Raw genomic sequence first — 22,891 nt, 5'->3', positions numbered from 1 at the left:
GGTATTGTTTTTATCGGCGTAGGTTGGGTTGAGAGAAACGAAACCCAACTTTTTACGTCTTAGAATATTCAATTTTATTGTTTTCTCTAAAGAGTTAGACTCAGAATGAAGAAGGTTAATCATTTAAGGCTTTTTATATGGAATATGTTTATCACTACACTTCTGCAGATGGTTTAAAGGGAATTTTAGAGAGTAAAAGTTTATGGGCTACTAATACAGAGTATTTAAATGATTTTAGAGAAATTAAGGAAGGTATTGATACGATAAAATCGCTTAGACAGAACTTGTATGAATTTTCACAAAGAAAACTCGAAAAAATCTATGCCAAGCATAAAAATATGCCTTTAGAGATTATCCAAGAAGCAATGCAAAATAAAAAAGTGCATCTCGCAAATCATTTTTTAAAGTTTCTGTGGGATATAATTGATAATAATAGCATTGATGAAATTTACACGACTTCATTTACAACTAAGCATGATAGTTTAAATCATTGGCTTACCTACGGGTCAGAGCAAACCTCATACTGTATAAAGTTTAACAAAGAAAAGCTATTTGATGATATGTATTTCAGACAACGAAAATTTTTGAGTGGCTATGATAATGTTGACTACGAACCGGCTACGAATATTTTTCACTCTTTGCTCGAGGAACATTACCTTCCAGAGGTTTTAGGTTACATCTTAAATTCAAATTTAGATTTAGATTTAGATAAGAAAGAACTTGATAAAAAATGTGCTATAGCTGCAATTGAAATTTTTAATGAAGTTATTTTTAAGATTGCCAGTATTAAAGATAGAGCATTTAAGTATGAGGAAGAGTATCGTTTTACCCTATTTCATCCTGGTTCGGTAATGCTAAATGACGATGACCAAATTGATTACTTTGATTTCATAGATTCTTCTGATATCGACTTTTTAGAGCAAGGAGAGCAAGGAGAGCAAGGAGATAAAGATGGAAAGCACTTTCCTTTATGCTATCGCACTCTTAAATCTGGCATTATAGCCCCATATAGAGCGATACCTTTTCCTAAAAATTCAATTGAAGAAATTATAATAGGACCATCAGAAAATAATGAGTTGGCTGTTAAAGGCTTAAAGTCCCTTTTGAGTTCATTAAATTTTGATGTAGAAGTGTCTAGTACTAAAACTTCATTTAGAAGAATTTAAAAAAGCTCTAAACCCAAAGGGCTTAGAGCTTTCTATATACAATTAAAGTTTAGCTAAAACACTTTACTTCAAAGTATCGTTGGGTTTCGTTTCACTCAACCCAACCTACGTGTTACTCATCAATTGAGCGTAGTAGGGCGTTGATGCCTACTTTTTCACGTGTTTGTTTATCTACTTTCTTCACGATGATTGCAGCGTAAAGGCTGTGAGTGCCATCTTTTGACGGTAGTGCGCCTGGTACAACTACAGCGCCTGCTGGTACGCGGCCGTAGTGAATTTCGCCAGTTTCGCGGTCATAAATACGGGTGCTTTGGCTGATGTAAACGCCCATTGAAATTACCGCGCCTTCTTCAACAATTACGCCTTCAACAATTTCAGAACGTGCGCCAATAAAGCAGTTGTCTTCAATGATAGTTGGGTTAGCTTGTAGAGGCTCTAAAACACCGCCTATGCCTACGCCACCTGATAAATGTACGTTCTTACCAATTTGTGCACACGAGCCTACAGTTGCCCATGTATCAACCATGGTGCCGTCGTCAACATATGCGCCAATGTTTACGTACGATGGCATAAGTACTACGTTTTTACCTACAAAGCTGCCTTTACGTGCTACAGCGTTAGGCACTACGCGCATACCACCTTGTTGAAATTGCTCTGGCGTGTAGTCGCTAAATTTAAGTGGTACTTTGTCATAAAACTGGTTTACACCGTCGTTCATTGGTTGGTTGTCGCGAATACGAAACGACAGTAATACTGCTTTTTTAAGCCACTGGTGTACAACCCATTCACCAGATATTTTTTCAGCAACGCGTGCTGCGCCGCTATCAAGTAAATCAAGTGCGTCAATAATGGCTTGCTTTACGTCGCTTGATACTGTGCTTGGGCTAATGCTATCGCGGTTGTCCCATGCGTTTTCGATCATCGTTTTTAAATCTGACATGTGTGTCCTCTATTCTGTTTCGGCGTTGAATTTTTTACGTAATGCCTGATGAATTTTTGCTTGCTCTTCATCAGTCAGCGCTTGGTATTCGTTATTAGATACGACAAAGAAATCCTCGGCACGTTCACCTACCGTTGTAATACGGGCAGCGTGAATGTGTAGTAAATGCGCTTGGAAAACTTCGGCTATTTTGGTTAGTAAACCTTGTATATCGACGGCTTGAATTTCTATTAAGCTACGGTCTTTGCGTGCATGTGGGCGCAACACAATTTTAGGTTTAATATTAAAATCTTTAAAGCGTTGAGAGCGGCTCTTTTTAAAGCGAATCTTTTTACGCGGATCGCTTAGTGCTTGCTCAAGCCCACGTTTAATTGATTGCGCTCGACCACTTGCAATAGGGTCGCCACTTACTTCAAGTATTACAAAGCTAAACAAGACGTAACCGTCTTTTGTGGTCAGTACTTGCGCATGTTGTATTTGCGCTTTTTTAGAGCCAATCACACTTACTAATCGGGCAAACAGTGGGCCAGAGTAGGGGCTGTATACAAATACTTGTGTGCCACCATGCATAGCTTTGTTAGATACAACAACACTTGGCTGGCTTAAGTCTGTGCTAGTTAATAAATGCTCACTTTGCCATGATATTTGTTGTTCGCTAAAGGCGGTAAAGTAGTTGGCTTTAAAGCGGCTCCAAATTAAATCAATTTTTTCCTCTTGATAACCCAGATTTATTAAGCGTTGTTTAGCTTGGTGCTTTTTGTCGCGAATTTGGTCGCGTTGGTCCATTGGGTTTTCGAGCCCTAGGCGCAAAGCGCGCTGCGTGTGTAAGTATAGCTCACGCAGTAGGGTGTTTTTCCAATCGTTCCATAAGTTGTCGTTGGTTGCACGTATGTCGGCAACGGTTAAACAATATAAGTAGTCGAGTTGGCGCTCTGTTTTAACGCGTGTAGCGAAGTCTTTTATTACAGCAGGATCGTTAATGTCTTTACGCTGTGCGGTAACCGACATAAGTAAATGGTTACTTACAAGCCATGCAACGAGCTTTGCATCCACCGATGAAAAACCATGTAATTTAGCAAATGCTATTGCGTCAACAGCGCCAAGTTCTGAGTGGTCGCCACCTCGGCCTTTAGCAATGTCGTGAAATATACCGGCTAAATAAAGTAGCTCTGGTTTGTCCATTCGAGTGACTATTTCACTACAAATAGGAAACTCGCTAATGCCTGTTTTATCAAAATATTCGTAAATGTTTTTGATTAATTTGTGAGTGTGCTCATCTACGGTGTACGCGTGAAACAAATCAAACTGCATTTGCCCAAATATATTACGCCACTGCGGTAAGTAGGCGGCAAGCATGCCGTGCTTGTGCATGAGCGTAAATGCGCGGCCCATGCCGTTAGGATGTTTAACTAAGCGTAAAAAGGCTTCGCGACAGGCTGCGTAATCTTGCAAATCGCCCAATAAACGACGGCGCACTTGGCGAATAGTACGAATAGTACTTGGGTAAATATGCGTTATTGCTGGGTTATCGGCTATGTGCTCAAACAATACAAAGAGTTGGTCGCGTCTAAAAAATACCGACGGATCTTTTACGCGTATTTGATGACCTACTTGCTCAAAGTTTCTGTCGAGTTCTATTGCTGCCACAGCACTACTTTCGGGCATTATACTTTGTTCAAAGTATGAAAGTAGCATTTGGTTAAGTTCGCGCACGCGGCTCATTATTCTAAATAAGCGTTTCATCATACGCTCAACAGAGGCTTTACCGTCGCTACCAAAACCTAAAATTTCGGCGGCTTGCGGTTGATGATCAAACAATAAGCGGTTTTCAGCTCGACCTGCAGCTAAATGCAGTGCAAAGCGAATGTTCCATAGGTTTTCTAGGCACTCAGAAAGCTCTTGAAACTCTTCGTGAGTTAAGTATCCGTGGCTTATTAACTCTTGCAGGGTTTCGGTTCTAAAATGCTTTTTTGCCACCCAAATAATGGTTTGTAAGTCGCGCAGACCACCGGGGTTTTCTTTAATGTTTGGCTCAAGATTATACGCGGTGCCGTGGCACTTTCTGTGGCGTAAGTTTTGTTCTTGAACTTTGGCAGTAAAAAATTCACCTGAGCGCCATACTGGCGTTTCAAGAATATGCATTTTGAGTTTTTCAAACTCAATGTGGTTACCAAAAATAAGGCGGCTTTCGAGCAAGCTGGTGGCAAAAGTAACGTCTTCACGTTTTTGCTCAATGGCTTGTTCTATCGTACGCACGCTGTGACCAATCTCTAAGTTGAGATCCCATAGCATGGTGACAAACTGGCCTATTTTTTCGCATATTTCTTCGCTTGGCGGTTTAGTTACAAGCAATAAAAAGTCGATGTCGGAGTAGGGATGTAGCTCACCACGTCCGTATCCGCCTACCGCTATTAATGCTAAATCAGGTTCGCGCGCTAAGTCGTAAACATGAAAAAGCTTAATGAGTAGGCGGTCAATAAACTCAGCCCGGGCATTAATTAAATTCCCAACCGGTTGTTTAGAAAATTCGTTATGTAACCATTTATAAAAATAGCTAGAACAATCGCGATAATCACTAAGTTGCTCTGCATCGCTAAGCAACTTTTTTACTTTGTTGGGTAATGCCACGTGGGCTGGCTCCTTGTTGAACCTTTCACACGGATAAGAATTTTCTTATCAAGTGTTTCGGTTTTATTAGTGTTCTATGATCCGCTCGATAGTATCATCTGATCGTAGCGTTAAAATTTCAACACCATTTTCAGTCACTAATAAAGTATGTTCCCACTGTGCAGACAAACTACGGTCGCGTGTTACTACTGTCCAATCATCTTTAAGAAGTTTGCATTGGCGTTTACCCGCATTAACCATAGGTTCAATAGTTAAACACATACCTGCTTTTAAGGCTTCGCCAGTACCGGCTTTACCGTAATGCATTATTTGTGGTTCTTCATGAAATCCTGCGCCGATACCGTGGCCGCAATATTCACGTACAATTGAGTAGTTAAAGCTCTCTGCATATTTTTGAATTGCTGAGCCAATATCACCCAAGCGCACACCTGGTTTTACCATTTTAATAGCAAGGTATAAGCTTTCTTGTGTTACTTCTGCAAGACGCTTAGCTTGAATGTTTGGTGTACCAACGTGGAACATTTTAGATGTGTCGCCGTGGTAACCATCTTTGATGACAGTTACGTCGATATTTACACTGTCGCCTTCTTTTAATGCTTTGTCATTTGGAATTCCGTGACAAATAACATGATTAACTGACGTACAAACTGATTTTGGAAAGCCATGATAATTTAACGGAGCAGGGATTGCTTGTTGCACATTAACAATATAATCATGACAAAGTGTATTTAGCTCATCGGTGGTAACACCTGGCACTACATGAGGGCCGATCATTTCAAGTACATCGGCCGCTAAGCGCCCAGCTACGCGCATTTTCTCTATTTCTTCAGGGGTCTTGATAATAGCGCTCATTGAGGCTCCAAAGTTGAGTTTTTAACATTTATCGTCGAACAAATTTTGCACGCGATGTTGAGTATTTAATTTTAATATGGTATAAAGCGCGCCGTCTTTTTACAAATAAATTCTTAAATGATTTTTTGTATTTAAGGCAAACACAATTTTATTTTAACACACACACGTATCGTCACATACACTTGGGTGCATTTGAAGTTTAATTACTTCGGTGTTGGTGCTATGGGATATGTGGAGGCCTAACCCTAAACAACTATAGAGGATCTATAAAATGGCAAACGTTTCAATGCGCGATATGCTTCAAGCTGGTGTTCACTTTGGTCACCAAGCACGTTACTGGAACCCTAAGATGAAGCCTTTCATCTTCGGCACACGTAACCGTGTACATATCATCAACCTTGAGCAAACTGTACCAATGTTCAACGACGCACTTAAGTTTTTATCAAGTGCTGCAGCAAACAAAGGTAAAGTTCTTTTCGTTGGTACTAAGCGCGCAGCAAGCGACGCAGTTAAATCAGCTGCTTTAGAAAGCGACCAGTTCTTCGTAAATCACCGTTGGTTAGGTGGTATGTTGACTAACTGGAAAACTGTACGTCAATCAATCAAGCGTCTTAAAGACCTTGAAGCACAAAGCCAAGACGGAACTTTCGAGAAATTAACTAAGAAAGAAACGTTAACGCTTAACCGCGAAATGGAAAAGCTTGAAAAGAGCCTTGGTGGTATCAAAAACATGGGCGGTCTTCCAGACGCGCTTTTCGTTATCGATGCTGACCACGAGCACATTGCTATCCGTGAAGCAAACAACCTAGGTATTCCAGTTGTTGCAATCGTAGATACTAACTCTAACCCAGACGGTGTTGATTACATCGTACCTGGTAACGATGATGCTATCCGTGCTGTAAGCCTTTACACTAGCGCTGTTGCAGCTGCTATTACTGAAGGTCGCGAGAATAACATCGTTGCTCAAGCTGAGAAAGACGATTTCGTTGAAGCTGAGTAATTAGCTGTCATCAAGTCTTCATCTTTTTAAGGTGAAGACTTGCTATTCTTGTCGAGCGGGTAACCCGCTTATCTAACCTGATTTCAGATTTGAGGATTTACTAATGGCTGTAACTACTGCCCTAGTTAAAGAATTACGCGAGCGCACAGGCGCTGGCATGATGGATTGTAAAAAAGCGTTAACTGAGACTGATGGCGACATCGAGTTAGCGATTGAAAACATGCGTAAAAGTGGCGCTGCTAAAGCTGCTAAAAAAGCAGGTAACATTGCTGCTGAAGGTACTATCATCATCAAGCAAAACGCGGGTGTTGCAGTACTAGTAGAAGTTAACTGTCAAACAGATTTCGTTGCAAAAGACGTAAGCTTCTTAGCATTTGCTAACAAAGTTGCTGACGCTGCAATTGCTGACACTATCTCTATCGAAGACTTACAAGCTAAGTTTGAAGAAGACCGTGTTGAGCTAGTGACTAAAATTGGCGAAAACATCAATGTACGTCGTTTACAGTACGTAACTGGTGAAAACCTAGTTGAGTACCGTCATGGCGATCGTATCGGTGTTGTTGTTGCGGGTGTTGCTGACGAAGAAACACTTAAGCACGTTGCAATGCACGTTGCTGCATCTAGCCCTGAATACTTAACACCTTCAGATGTACCAGCCGATGTTGTTGCTAAAGAAAAGCAAGTACAAATCGAAATCGCGATGAATGAAGGCAAGCCTGCTGAAATCGCTGAGAAGATGGTTGTTGGCCGCATGAAAAAATTCACTGGTGAGGTTTCTCTTACTGGTCAAGCTTTCATCATGGAGCCTAAGAAAACTGTTGGCGATATTCTTAAAGAGAAAAACGCAACAGTTACTAGCTTCGTACGTGTAGAAGTTGGTGAAGGTATCGAGAAGAAAGAAGAAGATTTTGCTGCTGAAGTTGCTGCTCAAATTGCTGCTGCTAAAGCTAAGTAAGATTACTATTTGTGAAGGATAATGAAATTAGATGCAATTAAAGTACTATTTGGTTTTGCTTCGCAGCTAGAAATTCTTTAAAATAACCGCGCTTTTATGTTTAACATAAGCGCGGTTATTTTTTATCCATAATTCAATAAAAGTTGGCCCCAATACTATGACTATCAATCGCAAACCTATTTTTAGACGTGTTCTTCTCAAATTAAGTGGTGAAGCTTTAATGGGAGACGAAGGCTTCGGCATCGATCCTAAAGTTTTAGACCGTATGGCACAAGAAATTAAAGAGCTAGTAGAGCTCGACGTAGAAGTGGGTTTAGTTATTGGTGGAGGTAACTTTTTACGCGGTGGATCACTTGCAGAAGCAGGTATGAATCGCGTAGTAGGCGATCACATGGGTATGCTTGCAACGGTTATGAACGGCCTTGCAATGCGTGATGCGCTACACCGTGCATTTGTAAATTGTCGTCTTATGTCGGCTATTCCGCTTAATGGTGTATGTGACGCTTATAACTGGGCTGAAGCAATTAGTTTATTGAAAACTGGTCGCGTAGTCATTTTTGCAGCGGGTACTGGTAACCCATTTTTTACTACCGATTCTGCAGCATGTTTACGCGGTATCGAAATTGAAGCGGATACAGTAATTAAAGCGACTAAGGTTGATGGCGTATACAGTGATGACCCTGTTAAAAACCCAGATGCGACGCTTTATACCCACTTAAGCTACAATGAAATCATTGAAAAAGAATTAAAAGTTATGGATTTAGCGGCATTTACTCTAGCCCGCGATCACAATATGCCATTGAGCGTATTTAACATGAATAAATCAGGCGCGCTAAAACGCGTAATTATGGGTGAAGAAGAAGGTACACTTATTTCTTCACAAGCCTCAGATGAAATAATCAAATAATTAGGATTAAACCGTGATTAACGATATTCAAAAAGACGCGCAAGCGCGCATGCAAAAAAGTGTAACTGCACTAGGTAGCCAATTATCTAAAATTCGTACTGGCCGTGCACATCCTGCAATCCTAGATGGCATTATGGTGTCGTACTACGGTGCTCCAACGCCTTTAAACCAAGTTGCTAACGTAACAATTGAAGATTCTCGTACACTTGCTATTGGTGTATTTGATAAGTCTTTAGCGCAAGCTGTTGAAAAAGCAATTATGGCGTCTGACTTAGGTTTAAACCCTATGTCGGCAGGTACTGTTATTCGCGTACCACTTCCTCCACTTACAGAAGAGCGTCGTAAAGACCTAATCAAAATTGTACGTGGCGAAGTTGAAGGCGGTCGTGTTGCTATTCGTAACATTCGTCGTGATGCTAATGGCGATGTAAAGGGTTTATTAAAAGATAAAGACATATCTGAAGATGAAGCGCGTCAATCAGATGATGCGATTCAAAAGCTTACTGATAAGTTTATTAAAGAAATGGATACTTTATTAGCTGCCAAAGAAACAGAATTGATGGAAATCTAAGCAACTAAAATTATTAGTTTTGAAACGCCGTCTAGGGTATACTAGGCGGCGTTTTTTTATGGAATACTCGATATTTATGGTTCTAGATGCTGACACAATTTCACAGCAATGTTTACCCAAACATGTTGCTATCATCATGGATGGGAACGGACGTTGGGCGCAAGCTAGAAATAGACCTCGTGTGTATGGGCATAAAAAAGGCGTAGACGCAGTTCGTCAATCTGTTCAGTTTTGTACTAAATTAGGGATACAATCGTTAACCTTATTTGCTTTTAGTAGTGAAAACTGGCGCCGCCCTGAAGACGAAGTAAACACTTTAATGGAGCTTTTCTTATTTGTTTTAACAAAGGAAGTTAAAAAGCTTCATAAAAACAATGTAAAACTGACCATTATTGGAGACTTATCACGATTTTCTGAAGGATTACGTAGCAAGGTAGACGCTGCGCATAAGCTGACTGAAAATAACACCGGGTTGCGTTTAAATGTTGCAGCTAATTACGGTGGTCGTTGGGATGTTGCCAATGCGGCAAAACAACTTGCTTTGCAAGTTGCGCAGGGCACACTAAACGCAGAAGATATTACAGAAGAGCGCTTAGCACAGCATATGAGCATGGCAGATCAGGCTGAACCTGATTTACTTATTCGCACTGGTGGCGATGTTCGTATTAGTAATTTTTTACTATGGCAAGTTGCTTATGCAGAACTTTACTTTACCGAGACACTTTGGCCAGATTTTAATGAAGCAGCATTTGCTGAGGCCATTGCGTGTTACGTTGCCAGAGAGCGACGTTTTGGTTGTACGGGCGAACAAATAAAACAATTACTCGCTCAAACCTAAATAGAATAAGGGTCACATTTTGTTAAAACAACGAATTTTAACCTCTCTAGTGCTAGCTCCATTAGCATTGGCTTTGGTTTTTTATACACCGCTTACGTTATTTAGTTACTTTGCTGGTGCAATTGTATTATTAGGCGCATGGGAATGGTCTGCATTTATGGGCCTTTGCGACAAGCTTAAACGTGCTGCCTTTGTTGTGTTTATTGGCGCTTTACTTGCCTTGCTTAATTTACATTGGCCTATTGAATCATTATGGGAAAATGGCAAGCTAGTCGGTGATGCAAATTACGTATTTACGCTTTCGTTTGCTTGGTGGATTGTTGCTAGCTATTTAATTTGGCGCTACCCAGAAATGGCTAAAGCGTGGAATGAAGGCCTAGTTATGCGCGGCATTGCGGGGCTACTCACGCTTGTACCGCTATGGCTTGCACTAAATACACTACGTAGCGCGCAATATGCTGAATCAACTCATTTTGGTTCGGTGCTTATTTTAGTGGTACTTGGTATTGTATGGAGCGCAGATGTGGGTGCTTACTTTACGGGTAAAAGTTTTGGTAAACATAAGTTAATGCCTAAAGTAAGCCCTAATAAAACAATTGAAGGGTTAGCAGGCGGTGTAGTCGCTTCTATTATTTTTGTATTAGCATTTTGTCACTTTACCGATGTTGATTTAGTTGTATGGCCTGTGTACGCGATAATGACAGCATTTATTGCGTTGTTTTCTGCGGTAGGTGATTTACTGGAAAGCATGTTTAAACGTGAAGCTGGTTTAAAAGATAGCGGTCGATGTTTACCAGGGCACGGCGGTATTTTAGATAGAATTGACAGCTTAACGGCTGCTGCTCCAATGTTTGTTATGTGCTATGCGTGGACTCTTAGTTTATGAGCCAAAAGCAATTGCTGGTTATTTTAGGCGCAACAGGCTCAATTGGTTTAAGTACACTTGATGTTGTGTCGGGCAATAAAGAGTTATTTGATGTTTTTGTTTTGGCTGCAGGACAAAATGCAAAGAAAATGGCAGAGTTGTGTATTGAACATGAACCGCTTTATGCGATTATGGCTAACCAGCAGGCCGCAGAGCAGTTATCTGCGTATTTAGCTAATACTCAGTGCCAAACTCTTGTTATGCACGGTGAGCAAGCAATGAGTGACTTATGTGCTCATCCTGATGTTGACATTGTAATGTCGGCAATTGTAGGTGCAGCTGGTTTACTACCCACATTAAGTGCTGTTGAAGCGGGTAAAAAAGTACTACTAGCTAATAAAGAATCTTTAGTTATGTCAGGTCAGTTGTTTATTGATAAAGTTAAACAACATAAAGCCACTTTGCTGCCAATAGATAGTGAGCATAATGCAATTTTTCAATGCCTACCTTCTTCGTTACAAAATGCCAAAGGCGATCAAAAACTACAGCAACATGGCGTAAGTAAAATTTTGCTTACCGGCTCTGGTGGCCCGTTTTTAACGCGTGATATAAATACGTTAAAAGATGTAACCGTAAGTGAAGCCGTTGCACACCCTAACTGGTCGATGGGTCAAAAAATATCAGTAGATTCCGCAACTATGATGAACAAAGGCTTAGAGTTTATTGAAGCTAAGTGGTTATTCAATTGTGATGCGAGTGATATTGATGTAGTTATTCATCCGCAAAGTATTATTCATTCAATGGTGCAGTACCACGATGGTTCTATTTTAGCGCAAATGGGTAACCCCGATATGCGCACGCCAATTGCCCATGCACTTGCGTATCCTGAGCGAATTAATGCGGGTGTTAAACCGTTAAACTTCTCTGACATTTGTGATTTTTCGTTTACTAAACCTGATTTTTCTCGTTATCCAAATTTACAATTAGCAATTGATGCGTGTAGTGCAGGGCAGGGCGCGACAACAACGGTTAACGCAGCAAATGAAATAGCTGTGGGCGCATTCTTAAACGGTAAAATTGGTTTTACCGATATATACAAAATAAATGCACAGACGCTAGAAGCTGCAACTTACACCAATGTGCAAAGCCTAGATGAAATTTTAGAGTGTGATAAATTAGCGCGTATTAGCGCTTCAGAATTTATAACAAAAGTGGCGCATTAATATGTTTGATTTTTTTTGGAATCTTGGCTCATTTATTTTAGCGCTTGGTATTTTAGTGGCCATACATGAATATGGCCATTTTTGGGTTGCACGAAAAATGGGCGTCAAAGTGCTGCGTTTTTCAATTGGTTTTGGTAAGCCACTGTTAAAATGGCATGACAAATATAATACCGAATACGTGATTGCCGCCATTCCATTAGGCGGATATGTAAAAATGCTTGATGAGCGAGTTGATGACGTACCAGCAAATCAACGCCACTTGTCGTTTAACTCTAAATCTGTACAAGCGCGGATTGCTATTGTTGCTGCGGGACCAATGGCTAACTTTCTGTTTGCCATTTTTGCTCTTGCGGTGATGTATATGGTAGGAGTGCAATCGGTTAAGCCAGTTGTTGGCAGCATAACCGAAGGCAGTCGCGCAGAGCAGGCGGGCATTATGCCTTCTCAACATATTATAAAAATTGGTGATGATGACATAACGACATGGCAAGATGTCACGTTTGCGCTTATGTCTAACTTAGGCGAAGAAAGCGTTGAAGTTATTGTTCGTGATAAAAACCTTCAACCACGCGTTAAAACGCTTAATTTAGAGGGTTGGAAGCTTGACCAGCGAGACGTACCACCATTAAGTTCGTTAGGTATTGTGCCATTTAGACCTCAAGCAACTTTAACAATTGCCGCCGTAACTAAAGACTCAGCCGCAGAACACGCTAATTTACAAGTTAACGACACAATTCTGGCTGTAAACGGTGAAACAATAAGCAATTGGCAGCAATTAGTTAATCTTATTACGCAATCAGCTAACAAATCTTTACAATTTAGTGTAAAAAGACAAGATACTATACAAGCCATTACAGTTACCCCTAAAGGGCGCATTGATAATAACGGTATTGAGCAAGGCTTTTTAGGTGTTGCTCCTGTTGTACAGCAATGGCCTGATGGCTATGTAGAGACAAGACATTACGGCCCGCTCGATAGTATTGTGCGAGGCACAAAAGAAACGTGGCGCTTAATTACACTCAGTTTTGACATGATTGGTAATTTAATTACAGGCCAGGTTTCGGTTAAAAATTTAAGTGGCCCTGTGGGCATTGCAGTAGGCGCTGGAACTAGCGTAAGCTATGGGTTAGTGGCCTTTTTAAGCTTTTTAGCCTTAATAAGCGTTAACTTGGGTGTATTTAATTTATTACCCTTACCAGTGCTTGATGGCGGACACTTAATGTATTACATAATTGAACTTTTTCGTAAAAAGCCGGTCTCTGAAAAGACACAAGAGTTTGGTTTTAAAGTGGGTGCCTTGTTACTCATTTTTCTAACATGTTTCGCTTTGTTCAATGATGTATCGCGTTTGTAGTTACAGCGTGGCAAATTACTAATTAGAACACGATTGTAAAGCACCACTAGTAAGGTGTTATGCGGTAATACAGTTGTAAAGGATAAAGATAATAAAATGGCTATAAAAAAACATTTGGCAATAACAAGTTTATTGGGTGCAAGTTTTGCAGCCCTAGGCCAAAACTCCTTTATTGTTGAAGACCTGAAAGTTGAAGGTTTGCAGCGCGTAGCACTTGGTGCAGCGCTAACACATATTCCTATTAACGTAGGCGATAATGTTGATGACTATACGATTTCAAAAACAATAAAGTCACTTTATCGTTCTGGGCACTTTGATAACATAAAAGCACTTCGTGATGGCAACAACGTTATTTTTAAAGTAACGGAACGTCCTACCATCAGCTTTATTGAGTTTGAAGGCAATAAAGACATTAAAGATGAGCAGCTTAATGAGTCTCTTGATCAGCAAGATATTCGCCAAGGTGAACCACTTGATAAAACCGTTATCGATAGTATCGAAAAAGGCTTAGTTGAGTTTTTCCACAGCATTGGTAAATACAACGCTAAAGTAGATATCAGTATTACTAAGCTGCCACGTAACCGCGTTAAACTTAAGTTAGAGTTTGATGAAGGTGATGCTGCTTCTATCCGCCAAATTAACTTAGTGGGTAATGAACTTTTTTCTAATGAAGAGCTTCTTAAACTTGCTGAATCGCAGCAAGATTTACCTTGGTGGCAGTTTATGGGTAGCGACCGTTACCAAAAGCAAACCATTGAAGGCGATTTAGAAAAAATTCGTAGTTATTATTTAGACCGTGGTTACCTACGTTTTAATATCGACTCAACGCAAGTTTCAGTGAGCCCTGAACGTGAATCAGTTTACGTTACAGCTAACTTAACTGAAGGCGTAAAATATAAAGTTAAAGGTTTTGACTTTATTGGTGACTTGCTTGGCCGTGAAGACTTAATTAAAAGTGTTATCCCACTTAGAGCGGGTGAGCTTTATAACGGTTCTGTAGTTACTTCATCTGAAGAGTTTATTAAAAGCTACTTAGCACGTTTTGGTTACGCTAATGCTGAAGTGCGTACAATTCCAGAAATTGACGACGAAAAGCAAGAAGTACAATTAACACTATCGGTTAATCCAGGTAAGCGTGTATACGTTCGTCGTATTATTGTTGGTGGTAACCAAAATACGGCAGATGAAGTACTTCGTCGTGAAATGACACAACTTGAAGGCGCATGGTTATCTAATCAAAACCTTGAGCGTTCAAAACTGCAAATTCAACGTCTACCTTACATGGAAACTGTTGATTTTAACGTAGTGCCTGTACCCGGTGTGGATGACCAAGTAGATGTAGACTTTACTGTAAAAGAGCAATCTGCAGGTAGCTTTAATGCTGGTCTTGCTTATGGTTCTTACTTAGGTCTGCAGTTTAATATTGGTGTAACAGAGTCTAACTTTTTAGGCACAGGTAACCAAATTGGTTTAAACCTTAATACGTCTACAGGTTCTGAAAGCTTAAGCTTATCGTACACAGACCCATACTTTACGCCAGATGGTGTATCGCAAGGCAGTAGCATCTTTTACAGAAACTACGATGCAAGTAAATTCAGTCTTGTTGAATATAAATCGAAAAGTTATGGTTTAGGCACAAATATTGGTTTTCCAATTGATGCTGTAAATCGTGTTAACTTTGGCGCCCGTTGGATTAAAGAAGAGCTTTCGGATATTGCAGAGTACGAGCAAACGCGTGTACTTCGTGAAACATTCTTAGATCCAGATAACCCAGATGCAGGCTTTGACTTTACTAAGTATGAGCTGAGTGTTGGCTGGTCGCGTATCACCGTTAACCGTGGTTTATTCCCAACAGCGGGTTCGCGTCAAACTCTAAACTTAACAGCAACAACGCCTAACTCAGATCTTCAGTACTTTAAACTGAATTACGATTCGCGTTTTTACTGGCCTATATCAAATGACCACCGTTGGGTATTCTCGACGCGTGCAGCACTTGGTTATGGTAACGGTTATGGTTCTACAAACGGGTATGAGCAAACACTTCCATTCCAAGAGTACTTCCGTATAACTGAAATGGAACTACGTGGCTTTGACCGTAATACAATATTACCACGTGCTGTGTCGCGTATACCTTCGTCTATTCCGGGTACGCCAGGTGCAGACGGCACTACAACGGGTAATATTGGTGGTGCATCAGAATTTGATATTCTAGTGCCACAAGGTCGTATTGGTGGTAATGCTAAAGCAGTGGCAGGTATGGAGCTAATTGTTCCTACACCATTCTTAGATGAAGAAAATACCAGCTCTGTACGTACTAGCTTCTTTGTTGATGCTGCAAACGTATGGGATACTGAGTTTAACGTAGACCGCTATCAAAACTTAGGCGTTGATGAACGTGCTAAATTAGATGACTATTCAGACCCAATGCGTTTTAGGGTTTCAACCGGTCTTTCATTACAATGGATCTCTCCAATGGGTCCAATGCTGATCAGTTTTGCGTATCCATTGCAAAAAGAAGAAGATGACGATACGAAAACCATCAGCTTTAACATTAGTAACACTTTCTAAAGGAGTTTTTTGTGAAAAAATTATTTAAATCAACAGCTGTAGCAGTTTTAGCAACGTTAATGATGGGTACTTCTGTGAATGCATTTGCACACAAAGTAGGTATTGTTGATATGCAGGAAATCTACAAGCAAATTCCTCAAATGGCTAAAATTGAACAGTCTTTACAAACTGAGTTTGCTGAACGTCGTCAAGAGCTTGAAAAGTTACAAGGCGATATTCGTTTTGAAGCTGAAAAATTTAAACGTGAAAGTACAACTATGAGCCAAGCTCAAAAAGATACTCTGCGTGAAAAAATTCAAGGCATGCAAAAAAATCTTGCTGAACAAGGTCGCCCTTTAGAGCAAGAGATTAAAGCGCGTCAAAACCAAGAGCTTGCTAAAGTTCAAGGTGTAATCATCAAAACAATTGAAGAGATTGCTAAAGACGGCGACTTCGACGAAGTTAAAGTAAAAGACACTACTATTTACTTTAACCCTAAAGAAGTGACTGATCTTTCATCTAAAGTTGTAGCCGCTGTTAGTAAGAAATAATCACTCTATGCAAAATTATACGCTTTCGCAAATTGCGGAACTTCTAGGCGCCGAACTTCAGGGTGATGGCGCTTTAGAAATAAAAAAAATAGCGACACTTGCAAATGCCCATTCTGGGCATATTGCATTTTTAGCGAACTCAAAATATCGATCGCAACTTGAAACTACCCAAGCGAGTGCTGTAATAGTAAGCCAAGCCGATGCAGAGTACTTTTGTGGCAGCAAAATTATTGTTGCTAATCCGTATGTAAGTTACGCAAAATTAGCGCAATTTATGGATACAACACCACGCTCAGCCTCGACGGGTATTCATCCAAGTGCAACTGTTCATTCAACAGCGATTGTTAGTGATAGCGCCGCTATTGGTGCTAACGCAGTCATTGAAGCTCATGCAGTAATAGGTGACAACGCGCAAATTGGTCCGAACAGTTTTATCGGGGAACGTGTTAAAATAGGTTCTGGCACTAAGCTTTGGCCTAGTGTGACTATTTATCACGATGTTGAAATTGGTTCAGATTGTTTGTTTCAAGCAAATAGTGTTGTAGGTAGTGATGGGTTTGGCTATGCAAATGAGCGCGGGCAGTGGGTTAAAATACCTCAGCTTGGTTCAGTGATCATAGGCAACAAAGTTGAAATTGGTGCAAGTACGACAATTGATCGTGGTGCACTGGACAATACCATCATTCATAGCAATGTTATTATAGATAATCAGTGTCAAATAGCGCACAACGTTGAAGTTAATTCAGGCACCGCAATAGCGGGCTGCACTGTACTTGCAGGAAGCGTTACCATTGGCAAGAACTGTCAAATTGGTGGCATGGTTGCAATTAATGGTCACATGTCTGTATGTGATGGTGTTATAATTACAGGCATGAGTATGGTGACAAAATCAATCACCGAACCAGGTATTTACTCATCTGGTATGCCCCATACAACAAACAAAGAATGGCGTAAATCAATAGCTCACTTGCGTAACCTTTCAGACATGAAATCTCGTCTTAAAGCGCTTGAAGCATTGGCTAAGTCATAACGTTGAACACTAATAAGGATGCTATTTTGGCAAACGAATTAAATAGCCTTGATATTCAAGAAATTTTAAGTTTATTACCGCACCGTTACCCGATGCTATTAATTGATCGTGTTATTGATTTTACACCTGGCAAGTCTTTACATGCTATTAAAAATGTTTCTATAAATGAACCAATTTTTACTGGGCACTTTCCAAATCAGCCAATTTTTCCTGGTGTGCTAATATTAGAATCAATGGCGCAAGCAACGGGTTTATTAGGTTTTAAAACAGTAGAAAACCGTAGCGAAAACGAATTATATTTGTTTGCTGCTGTTGATAATGCACGTTTTAAACAACCTGTAATTCCTGGTGATACAATGCATCTTCATGTTGAGTTTTTAAAAGAACGTCGCAACATTTGGAAGTTTGCTGCAGAAGCTAGAGTCGACGGCAAAATAGTGTGTAGTGCCGAAATTATGTGTGCGAGAAGAGAGTTTTAATAGTGATCCATTCTACAGCAATAATCGAACCTGGCGCTAAACTAGGCAACAATGTCTCAGTTGGTCCGTATAGTTATATTGGCAATGATGTTGTTATCGGTGATAACTGTATTATTGAGTCTCACGTTGTTGTTAAAGGGCCGTCAACTATTGGCTCTGGCAATCATATTTTTCAGTTTGCGTCTGTGGGCGAAGCCTGCCAAGACAAAAAATACAACAACGAGCCAACCACATTAATCATGGGTGATAACAACGTTATCCGTGAATGTGCCACTATTCACCGTGGTACGATTCAAGACCAAGGTGTTACTAAGATTGGTAGTAATAATTTGTTTATGGCTTATACACACGTTGCACATGACGCGGTAATTGGCGATAACGTAATTTTTGCTAACAACGCAAGTGTGGCCGGCCATGTACATGTAGGCGATTGGGTTATCCTTGGTGGTAATTCGGGAGTTCATCAGTTTTGTAAAATTGGTGCACATGCCTTTATTGGTATGTATTCAGGTGTTAACAAAGATGTACCACCATTTGTTACTACCATTGGTATGCCTGCAGGTCCTGCAGCTATCAATAAAGAAGGCATGAAGCGTCGTGGTTTCGAAAGTGATGAAATTATGGCTGTACGCCGTGCATACAAAGCATTTTATCGTAAAAGCTTAGGTGCTGAAGAAGCTATTGAGTCGCTTAATGAAGATGCCGCAAAGTATCCTGCTGTGAAATTGATGGTCGACTTTGTTAAAAACTCAGAGCGCGGCATCGTAAGATAATTCGCGGGTTTGCTTTAAGCATTAAAAAAACCACCCTAGATGATAAATCGAAGGTGGTTTTTTATTGCCCTGCTTTAAGCTAATTCAGTTAATACTCAGGGTAATTGAGTTAGTATGCGGGTAATTTATATAATAAAAGCCGTCCTATGCGTTTACCTAAGTTAGTAGTCACTCTTTTTATTACTTCAGTTTTAGCCGCTTGTAGTAGCCAGCCTATTGTTAAATCATCTGCTGGAGAAATCACTCAAGTTGGGAAAGCATCTTTTTATGCTGATAAATACCACGGAAGAACAACCGCCAACGGAGAGCGCTTTAGCCAACAAGCCGCCACGGCAGCTCATTTAGAATTCGATTTTGGTACTACGGTGGTTGTTACTAATCTAGCCAATAACAAATCAGTCACGGTAAGAATTAACGATAGAGGCCCGTATGTGCGAGGTCGTATTATTGATTTATCAAAAAGTATGTTTAAAAAGATAGCCGACCCTAAGGTCGGCGTTATTGATGTATCAGTAAAGGTTTTAAAACCGGGTAGTTAGCGCAACATAACCAGGATAAGCCCCACTGAGCTCTTTATGAGAGCCTTGTGCGACTATTTTACCGTTTTCTAACCATACAACATTATCCATTTGAGCAAGTAGAGCGGGATCGTGCGTAATTGTGAGCACGCTCGCGTTATTCATAACATGCATTATTGCTTGCATTACCCCTTGCTTAGACTGATTATCAAGACCTTCTGTTGGTTCATCAAGAACTAAAATAGCTGGGCTTTTAAGTAATGCTTGTGCAATGGCTATACGTCTAGACTGACCTTGCGACACATTACGCCCGCCAGTGCCTAATCGTGTTTTTAAACCTTCTTTTAGTTCATTAAACCATGGGCTTAATTGCGCTAATGAGAGCGCTTCAATCATTTGCTCTTTAGTTACATTTGGCGCGGCATAACGTAAATTTTCACTCAGTGTGCCATCAAAAATATGGTGTTGCTGGGCTAATATATTTATCACACTTGCGCGTATATCATTATTTAACGAATGTAAGTCAACAACGCTATTTTGATTACTTAGCGTTATGCTGCCTTGTTGCAAAGGCCATAAACCAGTAAGTAGATTTACAAGCGTTGTTTTACCGCTGCCGCTTCTACCTACAATCGCTACTTTTTGCTGGGGCATTAGCTCAAAACTGATATTAGTAAGCGCTGTTTGCTCACCATATTGGTAGCTAATATTGTTAAGTGCTAACGTGTGGTTTTGTGAGTTAAAGTTTTCATCAACGTCTACATGTGTATCTTTAGCTTGTGAGTTAGCGGCTTTATCTTCAAGTGTAAACAACCGCTCTGCTGCTTTTAATACACTAGGAAGCTCTATAAACGCATTGGGTAGTAGCAATACGCTTTCAAAGCTTGCCAGTACAAATAAACTTAACATAGCAAGTTCTACATTTACCATACTGTTGGTGTAAACCAGTGGGACTATGGTTACTATGCTAGCAAGCATGGCTAATTGAACAACCAACAAGCTTAACCCATCTGAGTTTGCTAGTGCTTTGTGGCGAATAAATAATTGCTGATTGTACTGCTCGCTTAATTCGTCGCACTTATTAAGCTGCTGCGAACGGGCTTGATAAATACTAAGCTCTCTAAGTCCTGTGAGTGTATCTGAAAGCTCAGAGCGAAGTTGTGCACTAAGTTGTGTTTCTTTATGGCTGTTTTTAGTGAGCTTTGCGCTGAGTAGGGCAGGTATAACCACACCAATAAGTATAATGCCAGTAAAGCAAATAAGGGCGACGTTGCCATTATAGGCCGACATAAACAGCATGATGATTGGCACACTTAAAATAGCGACTAGCATAGGAAGTAAAACGTTTAAATAAAACTTGTCGAGTGCGTCTACATCGTTTTGTAATCGGTTAACTAGATCAGCGCTGCGGCTCATTGCTAAATCAACATTGTTAAGCTTACTTAACGTTGCAAATACATTGGTACGTATTTCACTTAGTAATAAAAACGTGGCGTTATGAGTAACTAGGCGTTCGCCATAGCGCGATGCTGTTCGCACAATTGCTAAAAACCGAATCGTTCCTGCTGGAGTAAAGTAGTTCATTTGCACGCCCGCAAGACCTGCAGCCGCCATTGACGCTAAAAACCAACCAGATATAGCCAACAGGCCCACATTAGCTAATACCGTAATCGTTGCTAAAAATGTACCCAATAGCATAGCTTTATAATGAGGAGCACAAAGCTTTAATAAGCGAATAAAATTATGCATGCGCAACCCCTTGTTTGGCCGTTTTTAATAAATCAGCAAATGCACCATTTTGCGCTGCAAGTGTTTCAAAGTGACCTTGCTCAGCTATTTTCCCATCGTGCATAACAATGATATTGCTGGCATGTTTAACGGTATTTAGTCGATGAGCAATGACTAATACTAAGTTATTTTTAGCGTATTCATTAATAGCATCTTGAATAAGCTGCTCTGTTTGGCTATCAAGGTGTGCTGTAGGCTCATCAAGCACTAAAACTGGTGCTTGTTTTATGAATGCACGTGCGAGTGCTATGCGTTGCTTTTGTCCGCCAGAAAGCCCTTCCCCTTGCTCACCTATCAGTGTGTTAAAACCATCGGGTAGGGTATTTATAAATTCAAGCACACCAGCTTGCTTTGCTGCATGTTCAAGCTCTTGCTGTGTGGCAGTTGGTTTGGCCAATTTAATGTTGGCAGCAATGGTGTCGTAAAACAGCGTCGCTTTTTGTGGTATCCATGCAATGTTATTTTGCAGGTAAGTAATATCGGTTGTGCTTAAACTCTGATCATTAATAGATAGGTGGTTTATCACCTCAGGGTGAAACCCTAATAAGCAATCAAACAACGTACTTTTACCTGAGCCACTACTGCCCACAACGGCAATTAAGCCTTTATTTGGCAGTGTTAAATTTATATTTTTAATCCCTTCGTTACTATCTGGGTATATAAAATTAAGGTCGGTAATACTTATGGAGTTAATTGTATTTAAAGTTAAATTGTTTTCAGGCGTGCTGGTAGTTACGGGCTCACTTTCGTCACTTGGCAGTGGTGCATTTAAAATCGCAACCATATCGGCAGCGGCACTAATGCCTTGTAAACGTGCATGGTAATGGCTACCTAGCTGGCGCAGTGGTAAATAAAATTCAGGCGCTAAAAGCAGCACCACAAAGCCAGTAGCAAAATCAAGAGTGCCAAAAAACAGTCTAAAACCAATAATTACTGCGACTAATGCCACGCTAATGGTGGCTAAAAACTCAAGTGCAAATGATGATAAAAAAGCAATTTTTAAAACATCGAGTGTAGCGTGTCTAAAATCATCTGAAATTTTAGCTATTTGTTTAAGCTCGGTACGTGTTGCATTAAATAGCTTGAGTTGAGTTAAACCTTGTACGCGGTCAAAAAAGTAATTGCCCAGTACAGCAAGTTGCTTCCAGCGTTTTTGGTTTAAAGCTTCGGCTTTTGAGCCTACTAAAATCATGAAAAAAGGAATGAGCGGGGCAGTTAATAAAAATATCAGCCCAGCTTTATAATCTGTCGGAAAAATAACAACCAATATTGCCAGCGGAATAAGCGCGCTGTAAGCAGCACCGGGTAGGTATTTAGCATAATAGTCGTGGAGTGCTTCTACGCCATTATGGAGGGTATTTAATGTAGCGCCTTGGCCGTGTTGTTCTATATAGCTTGGGCCAAGTAAGCTGAGCTTATTTAGAAGTGTTTGGCGCATAGCCGATTTTATTTTAAGTGCAGCATATGCACTCAAGCGTTCGCTTAATGCTAAAAACACCGCGCGCAATAAAATAATGCCTGCTAAGGGCCATAATAAATGAGTAACTTGGGCTAAATTATTACCTTCAAACATAACGTTGTGAATAGTTTGCGCAAGTAAATAAGCACCTGCAATCATCAGTAATGCGTTAAAAGTACCCAGTGCAATGCTTAACTTTAACCACACTGCAGCGGGTTTACTTTGACGCTTTAAAAAAGCGCGCAGTGATTGCTGCTGCGCGCGATCTGGTCGGGGGTTAGTCGTCATCTTTTGTGTTGTTAGCATCGTTTAATAAATCGTGCATGGCTTGTTCATCATCAGCAATGCTGTTTTTATTTTGATGAAATTCGTACCACATTACATTTATTACACCTAAGGTACAGGCCAAAAGTACACCTAAAATCCAAGCGAAATACCACATAGTTT

Annotated in this window: 21 protein-coding genes; 15 read left to right on the top strand and 6 right to left on the bottom strand. The window is 40.4% G+C overall.

From position 1 onward, the window contains the following. Positions 1–137: 137 nt before the first annotated feature. Complete coding sequence (locus I6F44_RS04365) at positions 138–1,166, top strand: DUF2971 domain-containing protein (protein WP_197173348.1); 1,029 nt, start codon at positions 138–140, stop codon at positions 1,164–1,166. Between the two features lie 112 nt (positions 1,167–1,278). On the opposite strand, the gene dapD is transcribed toward I6F44_RS04365, so the two are convergent. The 3 genes from dapD to map form a co-directional block, all read right to left on the bottom strand. After that, positions 1,279–2,106, bottom strand: coding sequence for a 2,3,4,5-tetrahydropyridine-2,6-dicarboxylate N-succinyltransferase (gene dapD / locus I6F44_RS04360; protein ID WP_002958324.1), 828 nt, complete (start codon positions 2,104–2,106; stop codon positions 1,279–1,281). Between the two features lie 9 nt (positions 2,107–2,115). Then, positions 2,116–4,734 carry a [protein-PII] uridylyltransferase gene (gene glnD, locus I6F44_RS04355; protein ID WP_121954025.1) on the bottom strand — a complete coding sequence of 873 codons (2,619 nt, stop codon included), beginning with the start codon at positions 4,732–4,734 and terminating at the stop codon, positions 2,116–2,118. 66 nt (positions 4,735–4,800) lie between these two features. Continuing rightward, entirely contained in the window at positions 4,801–5,586 is a 786-nt protein-coding gene (map, locus tag I6F44_RS04350) for a type I methionyl aminopeptidase (protein ID WP_007580976.1), read from the bottom strand. A 271-nt stretch (positions 5,587–5,857) separates the two neighbouring features. Between map and rpsB the strand changes: the two genes are divergently transcribed. The 14 genes from rpsB (at position 5,858) to I6F44_RS04280 (ending at position 19,218) form a co-directional block, all read left to right on the top strand. Then, the gene (gene rpsB / locus I6F44_RS04345) at positions 5,858–6,586 is read left to right on the top strand and encodes a 30S ribosomal protein S2 (RefSeq protein ID WP_007580978.1); all 729 of its coding nucleotides are present in this window, start codon (positions 5,858–5,860) and stop codon (positions 6,584–6,586) included. Between the two features lie 103 nt (positions 6,587–6,689). Further along, positions 6,690–7,541, top strand: a complete 852-nt coding sequence (tsf, locus tag I6F44_RS04340) for a translation elongation factor Ts (RefSeq protein ID WP_007580981.1) — start codon at positions 6,690–6,692, stop codon at positions 7,539–7,541. Positions 7,542–7,698: 157 nt separating this feature from the next. Further along, positions 7,699–8,448 carry a UMP kinase gene (gene pyrH, locus I6F44_RS04335; RefSeq protein ID WP_007580982.1) on the top strand — a complete coding sequence of 250 codons (750 nt, stop codon included), beginning with the start codon at positions 7,699–7,701 and terminating at the stop codon, positions 8,446–8,448. A 49-nt stretch (positions 8,449–8,497) separates the two neighbouring features. Beyond that, positions 8,498–9,019, top strand: a complete 522-nt coding sequence (frr, locus tag I6F44_RS04330; RefSeq protein WP_206008562.1) for a ribosome recycling factor — start codon at positions 8,498–8,500, stop codon at positions 9,017–9,019. 58 nt (positions 9,020–9,077) lie between these two features. Then, positions 9,078–9,857 carry an isoprenyl transferase gene (locus tag I6F44_RS04325; protein WP_007580985.1) on the top strand — a complete coding sequence of 260 codons (780 nt, stop codon included), beginning with the start codon at positions 9,078–9,080 and terminating at the stop codon, positions 9,855–9,857. A gap of 19 nt (positions 9,858–9,876) precedes the next feature. Next, entirely contained in the window at positions 9,877–10,743 is an 867-nt protein-coding gene (locus I6F44_RS04320; RefSeq protein WP_007580986.1) for a phosphatidate cytidylyltransferase, read from the top strand. Then, positions 10,740–11,945: a 1-deoxy-D-xylulose-5-phosphate reductoisomerase gene (ispC, locus tag I6F44_RS04315; protein WP_121954026.1), complete on the top strand. Its 1,206-nt coding sequence runs from the start codon at positions 10,740–10,742 to the stop codon at positions 11,943–11,945. The genes I6F44_RS04320 and ispC overlap by 4 nt, the downstream gene beginning before the upstream one ends. Position 11,946: 1 nt before the next feature. After that, complete coding sequence (rseP, locus tag I6F44_RS04310; protein ID WP_121954027.1) at positions 11,947–13,299, top strand: sigma E protease regulator RseP; 1,353 nt, start codon at positions 11,947–11,949, stop codon at positions 13,297–13,299. A gap of 96 nt (positions 13,300–13,395) precedes the next feature. Next, entirely contained in the window at positions 13,396–15,867 is a 2,472-nt protein-coding gene (gene bamA, locus I6F44_RS04305) for an outer membrane protein assembly factor BamA (RefSeq protein WP_121954042.1), read from the top strand. A gap of 11 nt (positions 15,868–15,878) precedes the next feature. After that, entirely contained in the window at positions 15,879–16,397 is a 519-nt protein-coding gene (locus tag I6F44_RS04300) for an OmpH family outer membrane protein (protein WP_007580993.1), read from the top strand. Between the two features lie 7 nt (positions 16,398–16,404). Continuing rightward, positions 16,405–17,427 carry a UDP-3-O-(3-hydroxymyristoyl)glucosamine N-acyltransferase gene (gene lpxD / locus I6F44_RS04295; RefSeq protein ID WP_121954028.1) on the top strand — a complete coding sequence of 341 codons (1,023 nt, stop codon included), beginning with the start codon at positions 16,405–16,407 and terminating at the stop codon, positions 17,425–17,427. 26 nt (positions 17,428–17,453) lie between these two features. Next, positions 17,454–17,906, top strand: a complete 453-nt coding sequence (gene fabZ / locus I6F44_RS04290) for a 3-hydroxyacyl-ACP dehydratase FabZ (protein ID WP_007580997.1) — start codon at positions 17,454–17,456, stop codon at positions 17,904–17,906. A 2-nt stretch (positions 17,907–17,908) separates the two neighbouring features. Beyond that, positions 17,909–18,679 carry an acyl-ACP--UDP-N-acetylglucosamine O-acyltransferase gene (gene lpxA / locus I6F44_RS04285; protein WP_197173347.1) on the top strand — a complete coding sequence of 257 codons (771 nt, stop codon included), beginning with the start codon at positions 17,909–17,911 and terminating at the stop codon, positions 18,677–18,679. Positions 18,680–18,825: 146 nt separating this feature from the next. Then, complete coding sequence (locus I6F44_RS04280) at positions 18,826–19,218, top strand: septal ring lytic transglycosylase RlpA family protein (protein WP_010553743.1); 393 nt, start codon at positions 18,826–18,828, stop codon at positions 19,216–19,218. Here the strand turns inward: I6F44_RS04280 and cydC are convergent. From cydC to cydX, 3 genes are read right to left on the bottom strand one after another with little or no spacing between them, the layout of a single operon-like run. Further along, positions 19,201–20,946: a thiol reductant ABC exporter subunit CydC gene (gene cydC / locus I6F44_RS04275; protein ID WP_197173346.1), complete on the bottom strand. Its 1,746-nt coding sequence runs from the start codon at positions 20,944–20,946 to the stop codon at positions 19,201–19,203. The genes I6F44_RS04280 and cydC overlap by 18 nt on opposite strands. Then, positions 20,939–22,732, bottom strand: a complete 1,794-nt coding sequence (gene cydD / locus I6F44_RS04270) for a thiol reductant ABC exporter subunit CydD (RefSeq protein WP_197173345.1) — start codon at positions 22,730–22,732, stop codon at positions 20,939–20,941. Before cydD ends, cydC begins: the two co-directional genes overlap by 8 nt. Beyond that, positions 22,722–22,886, bottom strand: coding sequence for a cytochrome bd-I oxidase subunit CydX (cydX, locus tag I6F44_RS04265; RefSeq protein ID WP_002958303.1), 165 nt, complete (start codon positions 22,884–22,886; stop codon positions 22,722–22,724). The genes cydD and cydX overlap by 11 nt, the downstream gene beginning before the upstream one ends. Between the last annotated feature and the right edge of the window lie 5 nt (positions 22,887–22,891).

Origin of the sequence: Pseudoalteromonas sp. NZS11_1 (assembly GCF_015864275.1) — a bacterium.
GTDB classification, from domain to species: domain Bacteria; phylum Pseudomonadota; class Gammaproteobacteria; order Enterobacterales; family Alteromonadaceae; genus Pseudoalteromonas; species Pseudoalteromonas arctica.
Note: the sequence above shows the minus strand (reverse complement) of the source record. Positions and strands in the feature narration are given on the sequence as shown.